This is a genomic window from Blautia sp. DFI.9.10 (assembly GCF_024461705.1).
GTDB classification, from domain to species: domain Bacteria; phylum Bacillota; class Clostridia; order Lachnospirales; family Lachnospiraceae; genus Blautia_A; species Blautia_A fusiformis.
Genome location: NZ_JANGAA010000007.1, coordinates 48,544 through 66,493 on the forward strand (window position 1 = coordinate 48,544; position 17,950 = coordinate 66,493).

At 45.6% G+C, this 17,950-nt stretch carries 14 protein-coding genes and 1 pseudogene; all 15 read left to right on the plus strand.

All coding sequences use genetic code 11. From position 1 onward, the window contains the following. Positions 1-76: 76 nt before the first annotated feature. The 15 genes and pseudogenes from NE671_RS06130 to rfbG all read left to right on the plus strand — a co-directional run bounded on the left by NE671_RS06130 (position 77) and on the right by rfbG (position 17,928). Entirely contained in the window at positions 77-946 is an 870-nt protein-coding gene (locus NE671_RS06130; RefSeq protein WP_256163775.1) for a patatin-like phospholipase family protein, read from the plus strand. An 84-nt stretch (positions 947-1,030) separates the two neighbouring features. Next, complete coding sequence (locus tag NE671_RS06135) at positions 1,031-4,045, plus strand: translation factor GTPase family protein (RefSeq protein ID WP_256163776.1); 3,015 nt, start codon at positions 1,031-1,033, stop codon at positions 4,043-4,045. Between the two features lie 216 nt (positions 4,046-4,261). Further along, a complete protein-coding gene (locus NE671_RS06140; protein ID WP_110102861.1) occupies positions 4,262-4,795 on the plus strand; it encodes a CarD family transcriptional regulator in 534 nt (177 codons plus the stop codon). Continuing rightward, positions 4,783-4,935, plus strand: a complete 153-nt coding sequence (locus tag NE671_RS06145) for a hypothetical protein (protein ID WP_015527341.1) — start codon at positions 4,783-4,785, stop codon at positions 4,933-4,935. The genes NE671_RS06140 and NE671_RS06145 overlap by 13 nt, the downstream gene beginning before the upstream one ends. Further along, positions 4,932-5,432, plus strand: a complete 501-nt coding sequence (gene greA / locus NE671_RS06150) for a transcription elongation factor GreA (RefSeq protein ID WP_015527340.1) — start codon at positions 4,932-4,934, stop codon at positions 5,430-5,432. The genes NE671_RS06145 and greA overlap by 4 nt, the downstream gene beginning before the upstream one ends. 286 nt (positions 5,433-5,718) lie before the next feature. Next, positions 5,719-7,539, plus strand: a complete 1,821-nt coding sequence (locus NE671_RS06155) for a Na/Pi cotransporter family protein (RefSeq protein ID WP_256163777.1) — start codon at positions 5,719-5,721, stop codon at positions 7,537-7,539. A 154-nt stretch (positions 7,540-7,693) separates the two neighbouring features. Continuing rightward, positions 7,694-8,368: a winged helix-turn-helix domain-containing protein gene (locus NE671_RS06160; RefSeq protein WP_044961949.1), complete on the plus strand. Its 675-nt coding sequence runs from the start codon at positions 7,694-7,696 to the stop codon at positions 8,366-8,368. Further along, the gene (locus NE671_RS06165; protein ID WP_173739334.1) at positions 8,365-9,720 is read left to right on the plus strand and encodes a sensor histidine kinase; all 1,356 of its coding nucleotides are present in this window, start codon (positions 8,365-8,367) and stop codon (positions 9,718-9,720) included. Before NE671_RS06160 ends, NE671_RS06165 begins: the two co-directional genes overlap by 4 nt. A 143-nt stretch (positions 9,721-9,863) precedes the next feature. After that, positions 9,864-10,787, plus strand: coding sequence for a sugar phosphate nucleotidyltransferase (locus tag NE671_RS06170; protein ID WP_256163778.1), 924 nt, complete (start codon positions 9,864-9,866; stop codon positions 10,785-10,787). Positions 10,788-10,879: 92 nt separating this feature from the next. After that, positions 10,880-11,896, plus strand: coding sequence for a UDP-glucose 4-epimerase GalE (gene galE / locus NE671_RS06175; protein WP_015527335.1), 1,017 nt, complete (start codon positions 10,880-10,882; stop codon positions 11,894-11,896). 348 nt (positions 11,897-12,244) lie between these two features. Next, positions 12,245-13,354 carry a tyrosine-type recombinase/integrase gene (locus tag NE671_RS06180; protein WP_256163779.1) on the plus strand — a complete coding sequence of 370 codons (1,110 nt, stop codon included), beginning with the start codon at positions 12,245-12,247 and terminating at the stop codon, positions 13,352-13,354. 151 nt (positions 13,355-13,505) lie between these two features. Further along, complete coding sequence (locus tag NE671_RS06185) at positions 13,506-14,741, plus strand: zinc ribbon domain-containing protein (protein WP_256163780.1); 1,236 nt, start codon at positions 13,506-13,508, stop codon at positions 14,739-14,741. A 387-nt stretch (positions 14,742-15,128) separates the two neighbouring features. Then, a pseudogene (locus tag NE671_RS06190) lies at positions 15,129-15,407 on the plus strand (UDP-glucose 6-dehydrogenase); the annotation flags it as partial. 674 nt (positions 15,408-16,081) lie between these two features. Beyond that, the gene (gene rfbF, locus NE671_RS06195; protein ID WP_021651279.1) at positions 16,082-16,861 is read left to right on the plus strand and encodes a glucose-1-phosphate cytidylyltransferase; all 780 of its coding nucleotides are present in this window, start codon (positions 16,082-16,084) and stop codon (positions 16,859-16,861) included. A gap of 5 nt (positions 16,862-16,866) precedes the next feature. Then, positions 16,867-17,928: a CDP-glucose 4,6-dehydratase gene (gene rfbG / locus NE671_RS06200; RefSeq protein WP_420314486.1), complete on the plus strand. Its 1,062-nt coding sequence runs from the start codon at positions 16,867-16,869 to the stop codon at positions 17,926-17,928. Positions 17,929-17,950 lie beyond the last annotated feature (22 nt).

Consider the following 17,950-nt stretch of genomic DNA (forward strand, 5'->3'; position numbering starts at 1 on the left):
GTACAATAAATGGGACATAAAAGATGACAGCATAAGGGCAGCAGAGTCTGCCAGACAGAATACAGAGGACAAATAAATGGAAGAAACACAATTGAAAAAATTCAGTATCGTTATGGAGGGCGGCGGTATGCGAGGCTTGTATACCGCCGGTGTGATCGATGTTCTGATGGAAAATGAGATTTACGCAGACAGTGCGGTGGGCGTATCGGCTGGAGCTGTTTTTGGATGCAATTATAAGTCCAGGCAGATCGGAAGAGTTCTTCGCTATAACAAAAAGTACTGCAAGGATAAAAGACTTGCAAGCATCCGGAACTGGATCACCACAGGAGATGTATACAGCCGGGAATTCGGATATTATGAACTGCCCTGGAAGCTGGATATTTTTGACCGTCAGACCTACGCGGAAAATCCCATGAAATTTACAGTGGTGTGTACGGACCTGGATACAGGAAAACCGGTGTATCATGAATGTCCCAACGGAGATGTGGAGGATATTGAATGGATGCGTGCGTCTGCATCGATCCCGGTAGCCTCCCGACCGGTGAAGCTTGGGGGAAAGAGACTTCTGGACGGTGGTGTGTCTGATCCGATCCCGGTTAAGTGGATGCTTTCCAGGGGATACGAAAAAAACGTAGTGGTGCTTACCAGAGATGTGAAGTACCGAAAAAAAGCAAACCCGAAGATGCAGCTTTTTCTGAAAGCAGTATTACATAAATATCCGGCTTTTCTGAAGGATCTGGAGGAACGGCATATCCATTATAATGAAACACTGGAGGAACTGGCTTCTCTGGAAAAAGAGGGGCGCGTTCATATCATCCGTCCGAGCAGTCCCATCCAGGCGGCGATGATCGAGCGTGATGAGAGCAATCTGGAGCGGATCTACCAGACAGGAAGAGCAGATATGAAAAAGGATCTGGAGAAGCTGAAAGCCTACCTGGATTCCTGAATCACAGACCGAAACAAGATTCGACTTATACCCCTTTCTATGTTATGATATTGGATATCATTACAACAGAAAGGGGTATTTTCAATGGGAGAAAAACCTCAGAATATAAAACACAGACATATAAGCTTGGGCGTGCTTGCCCATGTGGATGCAGGAAAGACGACATTATCGGAAGGCCTGCTTTTTAAATGCGGAAGGATCCGGAAAATCGGAAGAGTCGATCACAAGGATGCGTATCTGGATACCTATGAGCTTGAGAGGGAGAGAGGAATCACCATTTTTTCAAAGCAGGCAGTTTTTTCCATGGGGGATATGGAAGTGACACTTCTGGATACGCCGGGGCATGTGGATTTTTCTGCTGAGATGGAGCGTACCCTGCAGGTGCTGGATTATGCGATCTTGGTGATCAACGGCGCAGATGGTGTGCAAGGGCATACACAGACATTGTGGAGACTGCTGACACAGTATAAGATCCCAACATTTCTTTTCGTAAATAAAATGGACCAGGAAGGAACAGACAGGGAAAGACTTCTTGAGGAGCTGAAGAAGAAATTAAGCGGATGCTGTGTGGATTTTAGTGGAGAACTGGAATGCTCCGGTGCAGAAGCAGCAGGGAAAAAGGAGAATCCTGTGGATAACTCCGGGAAATATCCGTCAGCTGAAGGAATGCAGCTGAAAGACAACGCCAGTGAAGCAGAAAAAGAGAATATATCCGGAACGCAGGGCGCTTCTGATAAAATAAATGGAACGGATGATTTTCTGGAAAATATCGCCATGTGTGAGGAGAACCTTCTGGAAAGCTTCCTGGAAACAGGAACGATCGCAAAAAAGGACGTGGCAGAGCTGATCCTGGAGCGAAAGCTTTTTCCCTGCTTCTTTGGATCTGCCCTGAAGATGGAAGGCGTAGATGCTTTTATCCATGGAATGGAGACCTACATGGCAGTACCGTCCTATCCCGCAGAATTCGGAGCCAGGATCTTTAAGATCGCCAGAGATGAGCAGGGAAACCGTCTCACTTATATGAAGATCACCGGCGGCAGCCTGAAGGTTAAGGAGACGCTGACCAATGCAGGAAGAAATGGTATTCCGGCAGAGGAGATCTGGGAGGAAAAGGCAGATCAGATCCGTATCTATTCCGGTGCAAAATTTGAAATGCTCAAAGAGGCAGAGGCAGGAACCGTCTGTGCAGTTACAGGTCTTACCGAAACATATCCGGGAGAGGGACTTGGCATTGAGGCGGATTCTGCCATGCCGGTGCTGGAACCGGTACTGAATTATCAGATCATCCTTCCGGAGGGCTGTGACGCTCACAGGATGCTGAAAAGCCTGAAGGAGCTGGAGGAGGAAGAACCGCAGCTTCATATCATGTGGGATGAGCAGCTGGGAGAGATCCACGCCATGCTGATGGGCGAGGTACAGATCGAGATCCTGAAGCATCTGATCTGGGAGCGCTTTCATGTGGCAGTAGAATTTGGAACCGGTAATATCGTATACAAAGAAACCATTGCCGCACCGGTGGAAGGCGTGGGACATTTTGAACCGCTTCGTCATTATGCAGAGGTGCATCTTCTTCTGGAACCGGGAGAGAGAGGAAGCGGACTGCAGTTTTTTACCGCGGCAAATGAAGATCAGCTGGATCGGAACTGGCAGCGGCTGATCCTGACACATCTGGAGGAAAAAGAGCATCTGGGAGTCCTTACCGGATCACCCATCACCGATATGCAGATCACACTTCTCACCGGGCGGGCACATCAGAAGCATACGGAAGGTGGAGATTTCCGGCAGGCGACCTACCGTGCTGTGCGCCAGGGCCTCAAGAAAGCGGAGACAGTTCTTCTGGAACCCTATTACAGCTTCCGACTTGAGGTTCCGGCAGAAAATGTAGGACGTGCCATGACGGATATCCAGAGGATGCAGGGAACCTTTCAGGGGCCGGAAACCCAGGGAGAGCTGTCGGTGATCACAGGAAGTGCGCCGGTGGCAAAAATGAGGGATTATCAGAGCCAGGTAGTTTCCTACACAAGAGGCAGAGGTCATCTGACCTGTACTCTGAAGGGCTATGAACCCTGTCAGGATCAGGAGCAGATCGCAGAGGAGATCGGCTATGATTCCGAGAGAGATCTTGAGAATCCTACAGGCTCTGTATTCTGTGCCCATGGAGCAGGCTTCGTGGTTCCCTGGTATGAGGTAGAAGAATATATGCATCTGGAAGGAGCTCAGCTTTCGGACAGTAATGATACCTATGAGGATTCCGACAACAGCTTTGCAGGAGTGCGTTCAGTTCAGGGAACAGCCAAAAACAGTCCGGATCACAGAACAGCCAATGCCGGCCGTGGAAAATATACCTCCATGTATGGAAGCTACGAAGAGGAAAAAGAACTGAAGGCAATCTTTGAGAAAACCTTTGGTCCGGTGAGCTCAAAAAAATACAGCAGTAACAGCCGAAGCTTCGGAAATACGGAAAGCGGAAGCAGCTTTTCCGGGAAGGGAGGCAAAGATGCAGCAGATTCTGGCCTTCCGGCAAAATCCGATCACGGCGCCTGGAGAAACAGCAGTCCGGCCATCCACAGAGAGGACTATCTGCTGGTGGACGGCTGCAATATCATATTTGCCTGGGAGGATTTAAGAGATCTGGCACAGGCAGACTTTCATGCGGCACAGTCCAGGTTAATGGATATATTAAGCGATTATCAGGGAATCAAGGGCTGCATCCTGATCCTGGTATTTGATGCCTACCGTGTGGAGGGCCATCCGGAGGAAACCTTCCAGTATCATAACATTCATGTTGTCTATACAAAAGAAGCGGAAACTGCAGACCAGTATATTGAACGCACTGTCCATAAAATTGGACGGAAGCATAACGTGACAGTTGCCACATCAGACGGACTGGAGCAGATCATCATTATGGGACAGGGAGCCGCCAGGATCTCAGCGCGCGGATTCAAAGATGAGATCGCTTCCGCAAAACAGCAGATGAGAGAAGAATGGCAGGAGCGCAGAGACAACAGCAAAACCTATCTCTTTGACAGTATGACACCGGAACTGAAATCTCATATGGAAGACATCCGTCTGGGAAGAAAGAAAAAAGAAGAATTATAACAAAAAATATATGCCCTCATTGTGGGCATATTTCACAAAAATAAAAAAACTTTTTGAATTCTTTTGCAAATAAATGGGAAAAGTAGTAAAATAAGGATAGAATCCTCAGTGAGAAGCTCCTTGTCTGGATATATAACCTGGCAGGGAGCTTTCATTAGAGCACAATAAGCGCCAGGATAACAAAAGAAAAGTAAAAAAATGAAAGGAAGTGGAAAAATGTTTGAAACAGGCGAATATGTTGTGTATGGTCGTACCGGCATCTGCCAGGTAACAGGAGTTACCACAATGAGGGTGGATGGTTCCTCCGGCGAGAAGCTTTATTATGTACTGAGGCCCGGAGGAGAAACAGATGGGAAGATATTTACACCGGTGGAAGGTGGAAAGCAGGTGCTTCGCGGAATCATTACGAGGGAAGAAGCGGAGAGGCTTATCGATGAGATTCCATCCATTGAGACACTGAGTATTGAGAATGAGAAATTCCGGGAGGATAGCTACAAGAAATGCATCCGTACCTGTGAATGCAGAGATCTTCTTCGGATCATCAAGACGATCTACGTCAGAAAACAGGCCAGATTATCTCATGGCAAAAAAACAACCGCTACAGACGAGCGGTATCTGAAGCTTGCAGAGGATCATCTCTATTCTGAATTTTCCATGTTACTGGATATCCCCAAAGAACATATGGCAGATTATATTGAACAGCGAGTACACCAGCAGGAGGAAGCCGAAGAACAGGTATGCGCTGTTTGACAAAGCAGAGCGTATCTGCTATGGTATTTCCGGTAACCTTCCAGAAATCCTGTATCTGTGACAGAAGCTTCACAGGAAGTGGAGAACAGATTCAGGATCAGTCTGAATGTTATAAAGAAAAGGAGATGCCAGAGAAATGAGAGAACAGCTTACCCGCAAGGATGTTGAAAAAATAGAGCAGGAGATCGAACACCGTAAACTGGTAGTACGTAAGGAAGCCATTGAGGCGGTCAAGGAGGCACGTGCCCAGGGAGACTTAAGTGAGAACTTTGAGTATTATGCAGCCAAGAAGCATAAGAATCAGAACGAGAGCCGCATCCGTTATCTGGAGAGGATGCTGAAGACGGCATCCATTGTATCCGATGCTTCCAGATCTGACGAAGTGGGAATGGACGATATCGTGGAAGTTCTTTTTGAAGAAGATAATGAGGTGGAGAAGTACAAGCTGGTTACTTCCATCCGCGGAAATTCCATGGAAAACCGTATCAGTATTGAATCGCCTATCGGCAAGGCACTGCGCGGTCATCGTGTAGGAGACCGGGTGGAAGTAAAGGTCAATGATGATTACAGCTATTACCTTGTAATAAAATCCATCGACAAGACCGGATCTGAGGATGAGGAGATCCGCGGATTCTGATCACAGATCGCAGGGCAGCTCTGCTCATGAGCATGCAGCTCAGCGGAATGAGAATATCCGCAGCACAAAACACATCATAAGGATAAAAACCACTGTACGATATATAGGACAGAGAGATCCTGACGGGAAATCGGTTTCCCGTAACAGGATCCTCTGTTTTATTTTTTTTACACAGATTTTACATTCCAGTGGGGAAAATTTTACAATAGGCCGCTATTATGAAAATCGTTGAAATGAGAAAAAAGGAAATCAAACATATCAAAAAGAGAAAGTGAAGGAGAGTATTATGGACTTTTTCAGCGTACTGGCATTGCTTGGCGGCCTTGCTATTTTCCTTTATGGAATGAACTTAATGGGAGACGGGCTTGCGAAGGTTGCAGGCGGAAAGCTTGAGCGGATCCTGGAGACACTTACCTCCAATCCCATCAGAGCCGTTCTTCTTGGAATGGGTGTGACTGCAGTGATCCAGTCATCCTCGGCAACTACCGTTATGGTCGTTGGTTTTGTAAACTCGGGAATCATGAAGCTGTCCCAGGTTGTGGGAATCATCATGGGTGCCAATATCGGTACTACCGTAACCTCATGGATCTTAAGTCTTACAGGTATCCAGAGTGATAACTCTATTATCCGACTTTTTAAGCCGATGTCATTTTCACCGATACTGGCACTGATCGGCGTGGTTCTGATCATGTTTACAAAAAGCCAGAAGAAAAAGGACGTGGGAGCGATCTTTGTAGGCTTTGCGATCCTGATGTATGGAATGAATGCCATGAGCGGAGCTGTGGAACCTCTTGCAGAGGTACCGGAGTTTACCGGAATGCTGGTGAAATTCTCCAATCCGATCCTTGGAGTTGTGGCCGGAGCAGTGCTGACAGCGATCATCCAGTCGTCTTCCGCATCGGTTGGTATCCTCCAGGCACTGTGCCTTACCGGAATGGTACCGTTCAGTGCAGCACTTCCTATTATCATGGGACAGAATATCGGTACCTGTATCACTGCGATCCTTTCAGCCATCGGAGCCAGCAAAAACGCAAAACGTGCGGCTATGGTCCATCTGTATTTCAATCTGATCGGAACCATGCTGTTCATGGCAGTATTTTATGCGATAAATGCAGCAGTACATTTTTCATTTATGGCACAGGCAGCGACTCCGGCCGGGATCGCGATCCTGCACAGTGCCTTCAATATCACGGCAACTCTTGTTCTTCTTCCGTTTGGAAAGGCTCTGGAGAAGCTTGCCTGTCTTACTATCCGCGACAGGAAGGAAGAGGAGGAGAAGGTGGCAGCAGATCCGGATTTCATGATCCTGGAAAGCCGTTTTCTGGAGAAACCTGCATTTGCAGTTGAGCAGAGCAGGAATGCAGCGAAAAAAATGGCAGAGGATTCTCATAGAACTCTGTTTACCGCCCTGGACCTTCTGAAGAATTTCAGCGCAGAAGGAAAGGCTCTGGTGGAAGAAGCAGAGAAAAAGGTAGACCGTTATGAGGATGAACTTGGAACCTATCTTGTAAAACTGAACCAGAAGGATCTTTCCGTTCATGACAGTCACAGTGTTTCCATCATGCTCCACTGTATCGGTGATTTCGAGAGGATTTCCGATCACGGTGTGAACATCATGGAATCCGCACAGGAGCTTTATGAAAAAGGCCTGAAGTTTTCGGATAAGGCGCTGGAAGAGTTACGTGTCATGGAGCATGCGGTGGAAGACATTGTAGATATTGCTTACAAGGTTTACGAAAATCAGGATGTGCAGCTTGCGAGAGAGATCGAGCCACTGGAGGAAGTAATCGATGAACTCAGCAAGGAACTGAAGTACCGGCATATCCAGAGACTTCGCGCCGGAGAATGTACCATTGAAATGGGATTCATCCTGTCCGATGTGACTACCAGCCTGGAGCGTGTGGCAGATCACTGTTCCAATATCGGTGTTTGTGTGACACAGGTTCATGAAGATGCTTTTGATACACATCAGCACCTGAAGCAGATCAAACATGGGCCGGACGAAACCTTCTACCGTGCGCTGGAGGTGATCCGGAATCAGTATCAGCTTCCGGAAATAAAGGATGAGCAGGCGGCAGCCCAGATGGCAGCGGCAGGCAGCCAATAAAAAGATATCGAAATGCTATGCCCTGGTTATCTGTATCAGCAGACGGCCAGGGCTTGTGCAGTAAAAAGAAAGCAGTTATACTGAAGGCATGGAACAAAAAAGACCAGACGATTATGAAGTGCCAACGGCAAAAAACGAACAGAGAGGATATAGAATGATCTACTGTGTGGAAGATGAGAGAAATATCAGAGAGCTTCTTGTCTATACCCTGGAGACAACAGGCTTTGAGGCAGAAGGTTTTGAAACCGGGGCAGAACTTGACACAGCCATGAAAAAAAATATGCCGGAACTGATCCTGCTGGATATCATGCTCCCGGGTGAAGATGGGTATAATATTTTGAAACGACTGAAAAGTGACACCAGGACCCGGGATATCCCGGTGATCATGGTCACAGCCAAAGAAGCGGAGTTTGACAAGGTAAAAGGTCTGGAGGGCGGCGCAGATGATTACATCACCAAGCCCTTCGGGATGATGGAATTTGTAGCCAGGGTTAAAGCGGTCCTTCGGCGCTGCGCAAGGCAGAGCGAAGAGAGGGAGCTGCACTGTAAGGGTCTTCGTGTCAATGTGTCCCGTCATGAAGTCAGCTATCAGGGTGAGGTGAAGGAGCTGACCAGAAAGGAATTCGAGCTTCTGGAATATCTTATGGAGAACAAAGGACTGGTCATGTCCAGAAACCAGATCCTGTGCCATGTGTGGGGCTATGATTTTGACGGAGAAACAAGGACTGTAGATGTTCATGTACGGACTCTCCGACAAAAGCTGGGGGAAGCCGGAAATCTGATCGAGACAGTGCGTGGCGTGGGATACCGGATCGGAGATCATGTATGAAAAAGAAAATTCTGCATCATACAAGCATTATGATCATTTTTGCTGTTCTTGTCACGTTTCTGGCAGCAAGTGTGGTCACCTACAATAAATTAAACACATACATGCAGCGGGGAGTCCGTGAGGAAGCGCAGTATATCTGCCTTGCCATGGATGAGTATGGAGATTCCTTTCTCACAAAAAAGCTTCAGACAGTATCATCAAGTCGTGTGACTCTCATCCGTAAAGACGGAACCGTTCTCTACGATTCTGAGGCCTCTCCGAAAAAACTGGCAAATCACAGTGATCGTCCGGAATTTATACAGGCAGAAAAAAATGGAAAAAGCGAAAGTATCCGTTATTCAGAAACCTTTGCAAAAAAGACCTTTTATTATGCGGTGAAGCTGGATGACGGAAACGTGCTCCGTGTAGGAAAAACCGTAGACTCCATATATTCCACATGGATCTCAAGTCTTGCTGTGCTGGGACTTCTGATGCTCCTGGTACTGATCCTGGAGTTTGTTTTTGCACAGAGACAGACCAGAGAGCTGATCCGTCCGATCAACGATCTGGATCTGGAGCATCCGCTGAACAATGTGTGCTATGAGGAGCTGCGTCCCCTTCTTGTGCGGGTGGATGAACAGAACCGGCAGATCCGGCAGCAGGTAAAAGAACTGAAGGAGGCAGAGGAGATCCGGAAGGAATTTTCTGCAAATGTTTCCCATGAGCTGAAGACCCCGCTGATGTCCATTTCCGGTTATGCGGAGCTTATGATGAACGGCATGGTTCCGGCAGATCATATACGGGAATTTTCCGGAAGGATCTACCATGAATCAATAAGACTTTCCAATCTGGTAGCGGATATCATCCAGCTTTCCAGACTGGATGAAAGCAACAGTGAGGTTCCTTTTGAAGAGGTGGATCTTTATGAGCTTGCGGAAGACGTAAGAAATAATCTCAGACATCCTGCCGGAAAGAAAAATATTTTCCTTGAGCTTGCCGGAAGTGCAGAGAAGATCAAGGGTGTCCGCCATGTACTCTATGAGATGCTTTTTAATATTGCAGACAATGCAGTTCGCTATACAGAACAGAATGGTCATGTGCGGATCATGGTAGGCAACCGGAAAGGGCATCCGTTCTACTGTGTGGCAGATGACGGAATCGGAATCCCGAAAAGTGAACAGGGAAGGATCTTTGAGCGCTTTTACCGGGTAGACAAAAGTCATTCCAGACAGACCGGCGGAACAGGTCTGGGGCTTTCCATTGTGAAGCATGGAGCAACGCTTCATCATGCACAGATCAACGTGGAAAGTGAACAGGGAGTTGGAACCAGGATGGAGATCGTTTTCCCGGAGAATACTTCTGACCGAAAATAAACTGAAAATAATCAGTAGGATTTCACGGTGAAGTGTAGTATAATAAAAAAAGGTTCAAAGGCCGGTCGGATGAGAATCTGACCGGCTTAAAATATGTATGGGAAAAAATCCCTGTATTTCTAAAAATCAGGAGGAACAAAATTATGAAAGAGCCGGTTCTGGTAGTAATGGCAGCAGGAATGGGAAGCCGCTACGGCGGACTGAAACAGATCGATCCTGTAGATCAGGAAGGTCATATCATCATGGATTTTTCCATTTATGATGCCGTACGTGCAGGCTTTAAGAAAGTGATATTCATCATAAAAAAAGAGAATGAACAGGATTTCCGCGATGCCATCGGCGACCGCTTAAGTGACAAGGTGGAGATCGTTTATGTGCATCAGGATCTCAACAACATCCCGGAAGGCTTCCAGGTTCCGAAAGGCCGTGTGAAGCCATGGGGAACCGGACATGCGGTATTAAGCTGTGCTGGAGAGATCGACGGACCGTTTGTGGTGATCAATGCAGATGATTATTATGGAACCCATGCCTTTAAGATGGCGTATGATTTCCTGATCCAGGCCCAGGAGGACACCGTACCTGCCCAGTATATGATGGTAGGCTACCGTCTTGAGAATACCCTGACAGACAACGGCTACGTTTCCAGAGGTGTCTGTGAGACAGATGAAAATGGATATCTTGCAGATATCAATGAGCGAACACACATTGAGAAACGTGACGGCGGAGCAGCCTACACAGAGGACGATGGAAAAACCTGGACAAGTCTCCCAGGAGAGACTCCGGTATCCATGAATATGTGGGGCTTCACCGGTGGATTTATGAAAGAGCTGGTAAAACGCTTCCCGGTATTCCTTGAAAAGAGCATTCCGGAAAATCCTCTGAAATGCGAATATTTTCTTCCGTTTGTAGTTGACGAGCTCCTCCAGGAAAAAAAGGCAGCAGTCAGGGTCCTTACCACACAGGATAAATGGTACGGAGTGACCTATAAAGAGGACAAACCGGTAGTGGTAGCCGCGATCCAGAATCTGAAGGATCAGGGACTTTATCCGCAGGGACTCTGGGATTAAGTAGTAAACCTGGTTTTCTGCTATTGTGGAAACAAAGGAACAGTGCTAAAATAAACAGGAACAGTTAGATCCAATAGAGGAGGAGAAAAACTATGGCAATTTTAGTAACAGGTGGAGCAGGATACATTGGAAGTCATACCGTTGTAGAGCTGCAGAGCGCAGGATATGATGTTGTAGTAGTTGACAATTTATGCAATTCCAGTGAGAAGGCTCTGGACAGAGTATCCAAGATCACAGGCAAACCGGTGAAATTCTATAAAGCAGATATCCTGGACCGCGAAGCATTAAATGAAGTTTTTGACAAAGAAGAGATCGACTCCTGTATTCATTTTGCAGGACTGAAAGCAGTTGGTGAATCTGTTGCCAAGCCGTGGGAGTATTATGAGAACAATATCGCAGGAACCCTTACTCTTGTAGACGTGATGAGAAAACATAATGTTAAAAATATTATTTTCTCTTCCTCAGCAACCGTATACGGAGATCCGGCAATGATCCCGATCACCGAAGAGTGCCCGAAGGGACAGTGTACCAACCCATATGGCTGGACCAAATCCATGCTGGAGCAGATTCTTACAGACATCCAGAAGGCAGACCCGGAGTGGAACGTAGTTCTTCTTCGTTACTTCAACCCGATCGGTGCTCATAAGAGCGGAACCATCGGTGAGAATCCAAATGGTATCCCGAACAACCTGATGCCATATATCACACAGGTAGCAGTAGGCAAGCTGAAAGAGCTTGGCGTATTCGGAAACGATTACGATACACCGGATGGAACAGGTGTCCGTGACTACATCCACGTAGTAGACCTTGCCAAGGGCCATGTAAAAGCTCTTAAGAAGCTGGAAGACAATTCCGGATTAAGCATCTACAACCTTGGAACCGGAAAAGGCTACAGTGTTCTTGATATCGTTAAGAACTTTGAGGCAGCTACCGGCGTCAAGATCCCATATGTGATCAAACCACGCCGCCCAGGCGACATCGCAACCTGCTACTCCGATGCAACCAAAGCGGAGAAAGAGCTTGGCTGGAAGGCAGAGAACGGAATCCGCGAGATGTGTGCAGACTCTTGGAGATGGCAGAGCCAGAACCCTAATGGATATGAGGCTTAAGGAACAGATAGCTTAATTACATAAAAACATAAAAGCGATATAAAACACGGCAGACAGCCCCGGAGGGGTGTCTGCCGTGTTGCTTTTTTGAGGGTAAAAAAGTCGCTTATCATTTCCATAAGCGACAGGTGATTTTCTCTCAAATTGCATAGTTTTTGAATCTTAATCAATGATAGCATTGCACCCTGTCACTGTCAAGATACGAAAAATGCACCACTTTCGACCAAAAATGCAGTTTTTTTCGGTTAAATTTTTTTATATACGACAAATTTTTCTTTTTTTCGCTTATTAGTGGTCACAAAAATGGTCAGACTTTTGCTATAATAGTGCGAAAAGGAGACTACGATTATGCCTAGAAAAGGGGAAAATATCAGAAAAAGGAAAGACGGAAGATGGGAGGCGCGCTATGAAAAATGTCGTGGCCAGAATGGACGTATCCAGTACGGATATCTGTATGGTCGTACATACGAGGCTGTAAAAAAGAAAAAGTTGGCTGTTTTATGTCAGAATAATCTTCAAAACTCTCCGGGAAAGTGTTATGTATTTCGAAACCTCAGTGAAGAATGGATGTTATCCATGCGTTATGCTGTAAAGCTCAGCACCTATGCCTGCTACGAAACACTTCTTGATACACATATCCTTCCGGAATTTGGTGATATGCCGTTGAAATACATCTCTTCTGCTTCTGTATATGCCTTCTCTGAAAAGCTGAAACAGCAGGGGCTTTCGCCACGTACCATCAAAAATCTTCTGATCCTGTTCCACAGTATTTTACGCTATGGTGAAAAACAGGGGTATCTGAATCTTTCACAGCTGGAATTTCGGTATCCCAAAATAAATACCAGTCCTTTTCAGCTTATTTCTCATGAACATCTCACAAAGCTGATCACAGTTCTCTCTGCTGAGGACTCAGAATTTCCCATCGGCATCCTGCTATGTATTTATACAGGGATCCGCGTTGGCGAGCTCAGCGGCATCCGTTGGGAAGATATTGATTTTGATAAAAAACTGCTACATATAAGGCGAACGATCTCACGGATAAAAAATCTTGATTATTCTGGTGAATCTGATGACGAACCCAAAACCGTTTTAATGATAGGTCCTCCTAAATCAGTCTCATCCATCAGGGATATTCCAATCCCTGATTTTTTATTGAAAAAAATGGAGCGGATTGCTGCTGAACCTGATTCATACCTGCTGACGGGTACGAATCGTAAATGTATGGAGCCCAGAAATATACAGCGTAAATTCCAGAAGCTCCTTCAGCAATGTGAAATCCCCAGTATCAACATTCATTCTCTCCGGCATGCTTTTGCCACCCGTTGTACGGAAATGGGATTTGACAGCAAGACACTTTCTGAAATTCTGGGACATTCGTCCGTCAAGATCACCATGGATATTTATGTGCACAGCAGCATAAAACAAAAGCAGAAATGCATGGAAAAGCTGAACTATTAGCAGTCAGAATTATGGTCAAAGCAGGCCGGAAGTCCTCATTTATACGGGTTTCCGGCCTGTTTGTCGCTTATGGAAATGATAAGTGACAAAAATAATAATTTAGATAAGTTATATTATAATGAATTTTCTTTGCGAAAAACGGAGAACCAAAATGAAAGAACCGGAAACCGGAAAAAAAGAAAACACCGGAAAAAGCGGCTACAGCATCACAACCTGGCGACTGCATCTCTGGTGCAGACATCCGGAATGGCTGCGGACCACACAGGAATTTTATAACCGGATCGCTGAATTTTATTACAACCTGCTTCTGGATCATACGGATCTCTGGGAAATGGGAAGCCAGCAGACTTTACGCGAGCTGGAGATCATGAGCATTCCGGGGCGAGGCGGACGCATACCATCAGATCCTCTCCCCTGGAAAAAGGTTCCGCTGTATTTTCGAAGAGCAGCAGCCAATGAGGGAATTGCTTCAGCCAAAAGCTATCTCAGCCGTTTTGCCCAGGATGAGAAGATCGGCAGAGCAGAGAAACTAAATGCAGCAGTTACCTATTACAAAGGAATGTATCAGGATTTTTCCGCTAAAGAGATCACGTTGCGTGTCTGGACAGGAGACACATGGACCTGGATGCATTGCCGGCTGTCAGGCAGAGACTTTCCGGAAAACGCCAGACTCATGTCACCATCCGTAGTTTTTGAATACAAATATGACATGCTGCATGTTCCAGTACGTCAGAACAATGAAAATACAGCAACCGTACATCAGAGGATGCAGGCAGGATGCAGGATACTCTGTATTCAGTTTACAAACAGTGATGCCTTTGCAGCAGGCGTTGTTCTGGATGGAACCGGTCAGGAGATCGCAGTGAAGTTCTGGAAAGGCGGAAAGGAATACAGCCACCATTGCAGAAAGCTTCTGGAAAAGATTCAGAAGTCCCAGGAAGCAACCGGAGGTAGACAGACAGGCAGAGTTGATCAGAAATACTGGATGCATCTGAAACATCTTTCTGAACACTATGGACACCAGGTCACAAGCCAAATCTTACGTTTTGCCGTAGAGCAGGACGTTTCTGTGATCGTACTTACACGTTACAACCAGGAATATTCCAGAAACGTCATGAAAGGCTCAGGAAACTGGGGCCCGCTCCACTTAAGCACTAGGATCCGCCAGTATCTGGACTACAAAGCATGGAAAAACGGAATCATCGTTATCGAAGTCCACGCCACCGGCATCAGCAAAATCTGTGCAAAGTGCGGCGCAGAAATCATTCGGACTGACACCAGAACAGAACTATGCTGCTGCGCCAATGGACATCAGACGAACCGATATCTGAATGCTGTGAGAAATCTCGGGAAAAAGTGCCTGACACAGTTTGGACGCAGAGCATGAAGGGAAGAACAAAGGAAACAGAATATCAGTATGAAAAGCGAGCAGGTGGATTGACCTTATGGCATGTCAGAAAACAGATGTCATAAAGTCAGTGCATCGGCTTTGCCGTGCTGACAAAAAGAAAGCGAAAGCAAAACACGGTGTATATCAGTGATAAACACCGTCGGGTTGAATACCGCCTGTCGTGTGTGTACCTGAAGAAGGTGTGGGCACGGCGAAGAATGTGCCGGCTTTAAGCTGGGGAGTGTATTCGAAGTTATTTTTAATAGAACTGTGAGATATGACACAGGAGATTATGAAAATGAAATACCATCCTGAAATACAGGATGTGTACATAGGTGCAAAAATTAGAGGATATGCCCGATGAGAATCGGAGGAGTAAATAACATGAAGAAGTACAAAATCGCCGTTGCGGGCACTGGTTATGTGGGCTTGTCAATTGCCACATTGCTTTCTCAGCATCATCATGAGACCGCTGTGGATATCATTCCGGAGAAGGTCGAGATGATCAACAACCGGAAGTCTCCGATTCAGGATGATTATATTGAAAAGTATCTTGCAGAGAAGGAACTGAACTTGACTGTAACTCTGGATGCTAAGACCGCATACGCCGATGCTGACTTTGTAGTAATTGTTGCTCCTACAAATGTCTACTCAACAAACCGTATTGACGTAGCATCGTCGAAAAGAACTCGTTTTGCACACTATATGGGGTACTGAAATTGGTTATATTTCACAGCTGTATGAACTGAAAATGCCAATAACTCATACAAAACGCTGAACTTTTGACCCCTGCGACACAAAATTGGCACAACTTTTTGGGAAGTTATGAGGAAATGGCGGAAAACAGGATAAAACAACAAAAATCCATGAGTTTATCATTAACGTCTGAAACTGCTGTTGAGTAGAGCATGGATGGCGATGATAAATACAGATTTTGTGCGGTGAGAGTGAATGATTTATTCATAAGGAACAATGAATGACGAAAATTGGACTGGATGATATATACAGTTTTAACAAAACTCATGCGCCGACAGTGTTCGATTCAACAATCCAACACTTAGAAAAAACGTCATTGCAGGGTATACGGGGTTTGATTATATAAAGCAACACTTCGGCTATAGAGAAATAGAGACGAGTGTACTCAACGGATGTTTTATGGAGTAGAAAACAGGCAAAATATGATTGCTGTGGTATTTGGATACGACAGCATAAGAAAACACTTAGCCGAGTGTGTGATGAACACACGAGGAATTAGAGAGAAATACCATCCATATGGATGTGTAGATAGATATAAAAATAAGGTATGAGCCCTACTAGGGGTAGAGGAGAAAAATACTATGAAGGTTGTTGTTTTAGCAGGCGGCTTTGGAACAAGGATATCTGAGGAGTCTCATTTAAAACCAAAACCAATGATTGAAATTGGGGAAAAGCCGATACTGTGGCATATTATGAAAGAATATTCAGCTTATGGTATTAATGAATTTATTATCTGTGCCGGATACAAACAGCATGTGATTAAAGAATGGTTTGCAGACTATTTTATCCATACATCTGATATTACTTTTGATTTCACAAAAGGCAATGAAATGATTATTCACAATAAGCATGCTGAGCCATGGAAGGTAACGGTTGTTGATACTGGATTAAATACACAAACTGGTGGACGTATCAAGCGAGTTAAAGACTTTGTTGGCGATGATACATTTATGGTTACCTACGGTGATGCGGTTGGTGATATTAACATTGACGAATTACTTGTGTTTCATAGAGCACACGGTAAAATCGGAACAATGTCAATGTATAATTTTGGACAGACAAAAGGTATTGTTGATGTTGGCAACAATGGAATCATTAATGCATTTAGAGAGAAATCCGATTTTGACGGTGATTTGATTAACATCGGATATATGGTTTTTGAACCTGCTCTGTTTGATTATATTGAAGGAGACAGCACGATCTTTGAAAAGGAACCGCTCACGAAGCTGGTTGAAGATGGGCAACTCGCAGGATATGTTCATAAAGGCTTTTGGCAGTGTATGGATACTTTAAGAGAAAAACAAAAGCTTGAAAAATTGTGGGAAGACGGTAACGCCCCGTGGAAGCTTTGGAAAGACTGAGGAAAATAAACATGAATTTTGATTTGGACTTTTATAAAGGAAAGAAAGTATTTGTAACAGGACATACCGGTTTTAAAGGATCTTGGCTGTGTAAGATGCTGGCTAACGCTGGAGCTATTGTTACTGGCTATTCCCTCAATCCTCCGACTAGTCCTTCTTTGTTTGAGATTGCCGGAATTGAGCAGGACGTGCATTCTGTAATTGGAGATATCCGTGATTTTAAAACATTGAAGGCCGCATTTGATGAAGCACAGCCGGAAATCGTACTGCATCTGGCAGCACAGCCCATCGTTCGTGACAGCTATAAGAACCCTGCTTATACATACGAAACGAATGTGATGGGTACAGTGAACATTCTGGAATGTGTGCGTAACAGCAGTTGCGTGAAATCTTTCCTGAATGTGACGACTGATAAGGTCTATCTAAACAAGGAATGGGCTTGGGGCTATCGGGAGAATGAAGAACTGGACGGTTATGATCCGTACTCCAACTCTAAGTCCTGTTCTGAGCTGGTTACACACTCCTATAAAAACAGCTTCTTTAACGATGATCATGTTGCAATTTCTACGGCTCGTGCAGGTAATGTGATTGGTGGCGGCGATTTTGCGAATGACCGCATTATTCCAGACTGTATCCGTGCTGCAATCAAGCATGAGGATATTGTGGTAAGAAATCCGTTCTCGACCCGTCCGTATCAGCACGTTCTGGAGCCGCTGTATGCGTATCTGATGATTGCAGCAATGCAGTATCAGGACATTAAATATGCAGGCTATTATAATGTAGGCCCCGATGATGTGGATTGCTTCCAGACGGGGGCCTTAGTCGATTTGTTTGTGAGCAAGTGGGGCGATGGTATGAAATGGGTCAACCGGTATGACGGTGGTCCCCACGAAGCGAATTTCTTGAAGCTGGATTGCTCCAAGTTGAAGACCACCTTTGGCTGGAAGCCCCATTGGAACCTTGATACGGCAATTGAGATGGTCGTGGAATGGAGCAAGTGTTGGGTAGAAGGTGGAGATATTCGTGCCTGCATGGATAACGAAATTAAATTATTTATGGAAAGTTAAAAGGTAAAATTTGCATGAGTCT

Coding starts and splice junctions, on each gene's coding strand:
- NE671_RS06130 (WP_256163775.1), top strand. CDS start 77: ATGGAAGAAACACAATTGAAAAAATTCAGTATCGTTATGGAGGGCGGC.
- NE671_RS06135 (WP_256163776.1), top strand. CDS start 1,031: ATGGGAGAAAAACCTCAGAATATAAAACACAGACATATAAGCTTGGGC.
- NE671_RS06140 (WP_110102861.1), top strand. CDS start 4,262: ATGTTTGAAACAGGCGAATATGTTGTGTATGGTCGTACCGGCATCTGC.
- NE671_RS06145 (WP_015527341.1), top strand. CDS start 4,783: ATGCGCTGTTTGACAAAGCAGAGCGTATCTGCTATGGTATTTCCGGTA.
- greA (WP_015527340.1), top strand. CDS start 4,932: ATGAGAGAACAGCTTACCCGCAAGGATGTTGAAAAAATAGAGCAGGAG.
- NE671_RS06155 (WP_256163777.1), top strand. CDS start 5,719: ATGGACTTTTTCAGCGTACTGGCATTGCTTGGCGGCCTTGCTATTTTC.
- NE671_RS06160 (WP_044961949.1), top strand. CDS start 7,694: ATGATCTACTGTGTGGAAGATGAGAGAAATATCAGAGAGCTTCTTGTC.
- NE671_RS06165 (WP_173739334.1), top strand. CDS start 8,365: ATGAAAAAGAAAATTCTGCATCATACAAGCATTATGATCATTTTTGCT.
- NE671_RS06170 (WP_256163778.1), top strand. CDS start 9,864: ATGAAAGAGCCGGTTCTGGTAGTAATGGCAGCAGGAATGGGAAGCCGC.
- galE (WP_015527335.1), top strand. CDS start 10,880: ATGGCAATTTTAGTAACAGGTGGAGCAGGATACATTGGAAGTCATACC.
- NE671_RS06180 (WP_256163779.1), top strand. CDS start 12,245: ATGCCTAGAAAAGGGGAAAATATCAGAAAAAGGAAAGACGGAAGATGG.
- NE671_RS06185 (WP_256163780.1), top strand. CDS start 13,506: ATGAAAGAACCGGAAACCGGAAAAAAAGAAAACACCGGAAAAAGCGGC.
- rfbF (WP_021651279.1), top strand. CDS start 16,082: ATGAAGGTTGTTGTTTTAGCAGGCGGCTTTGGAACAAGGATATCTGAG.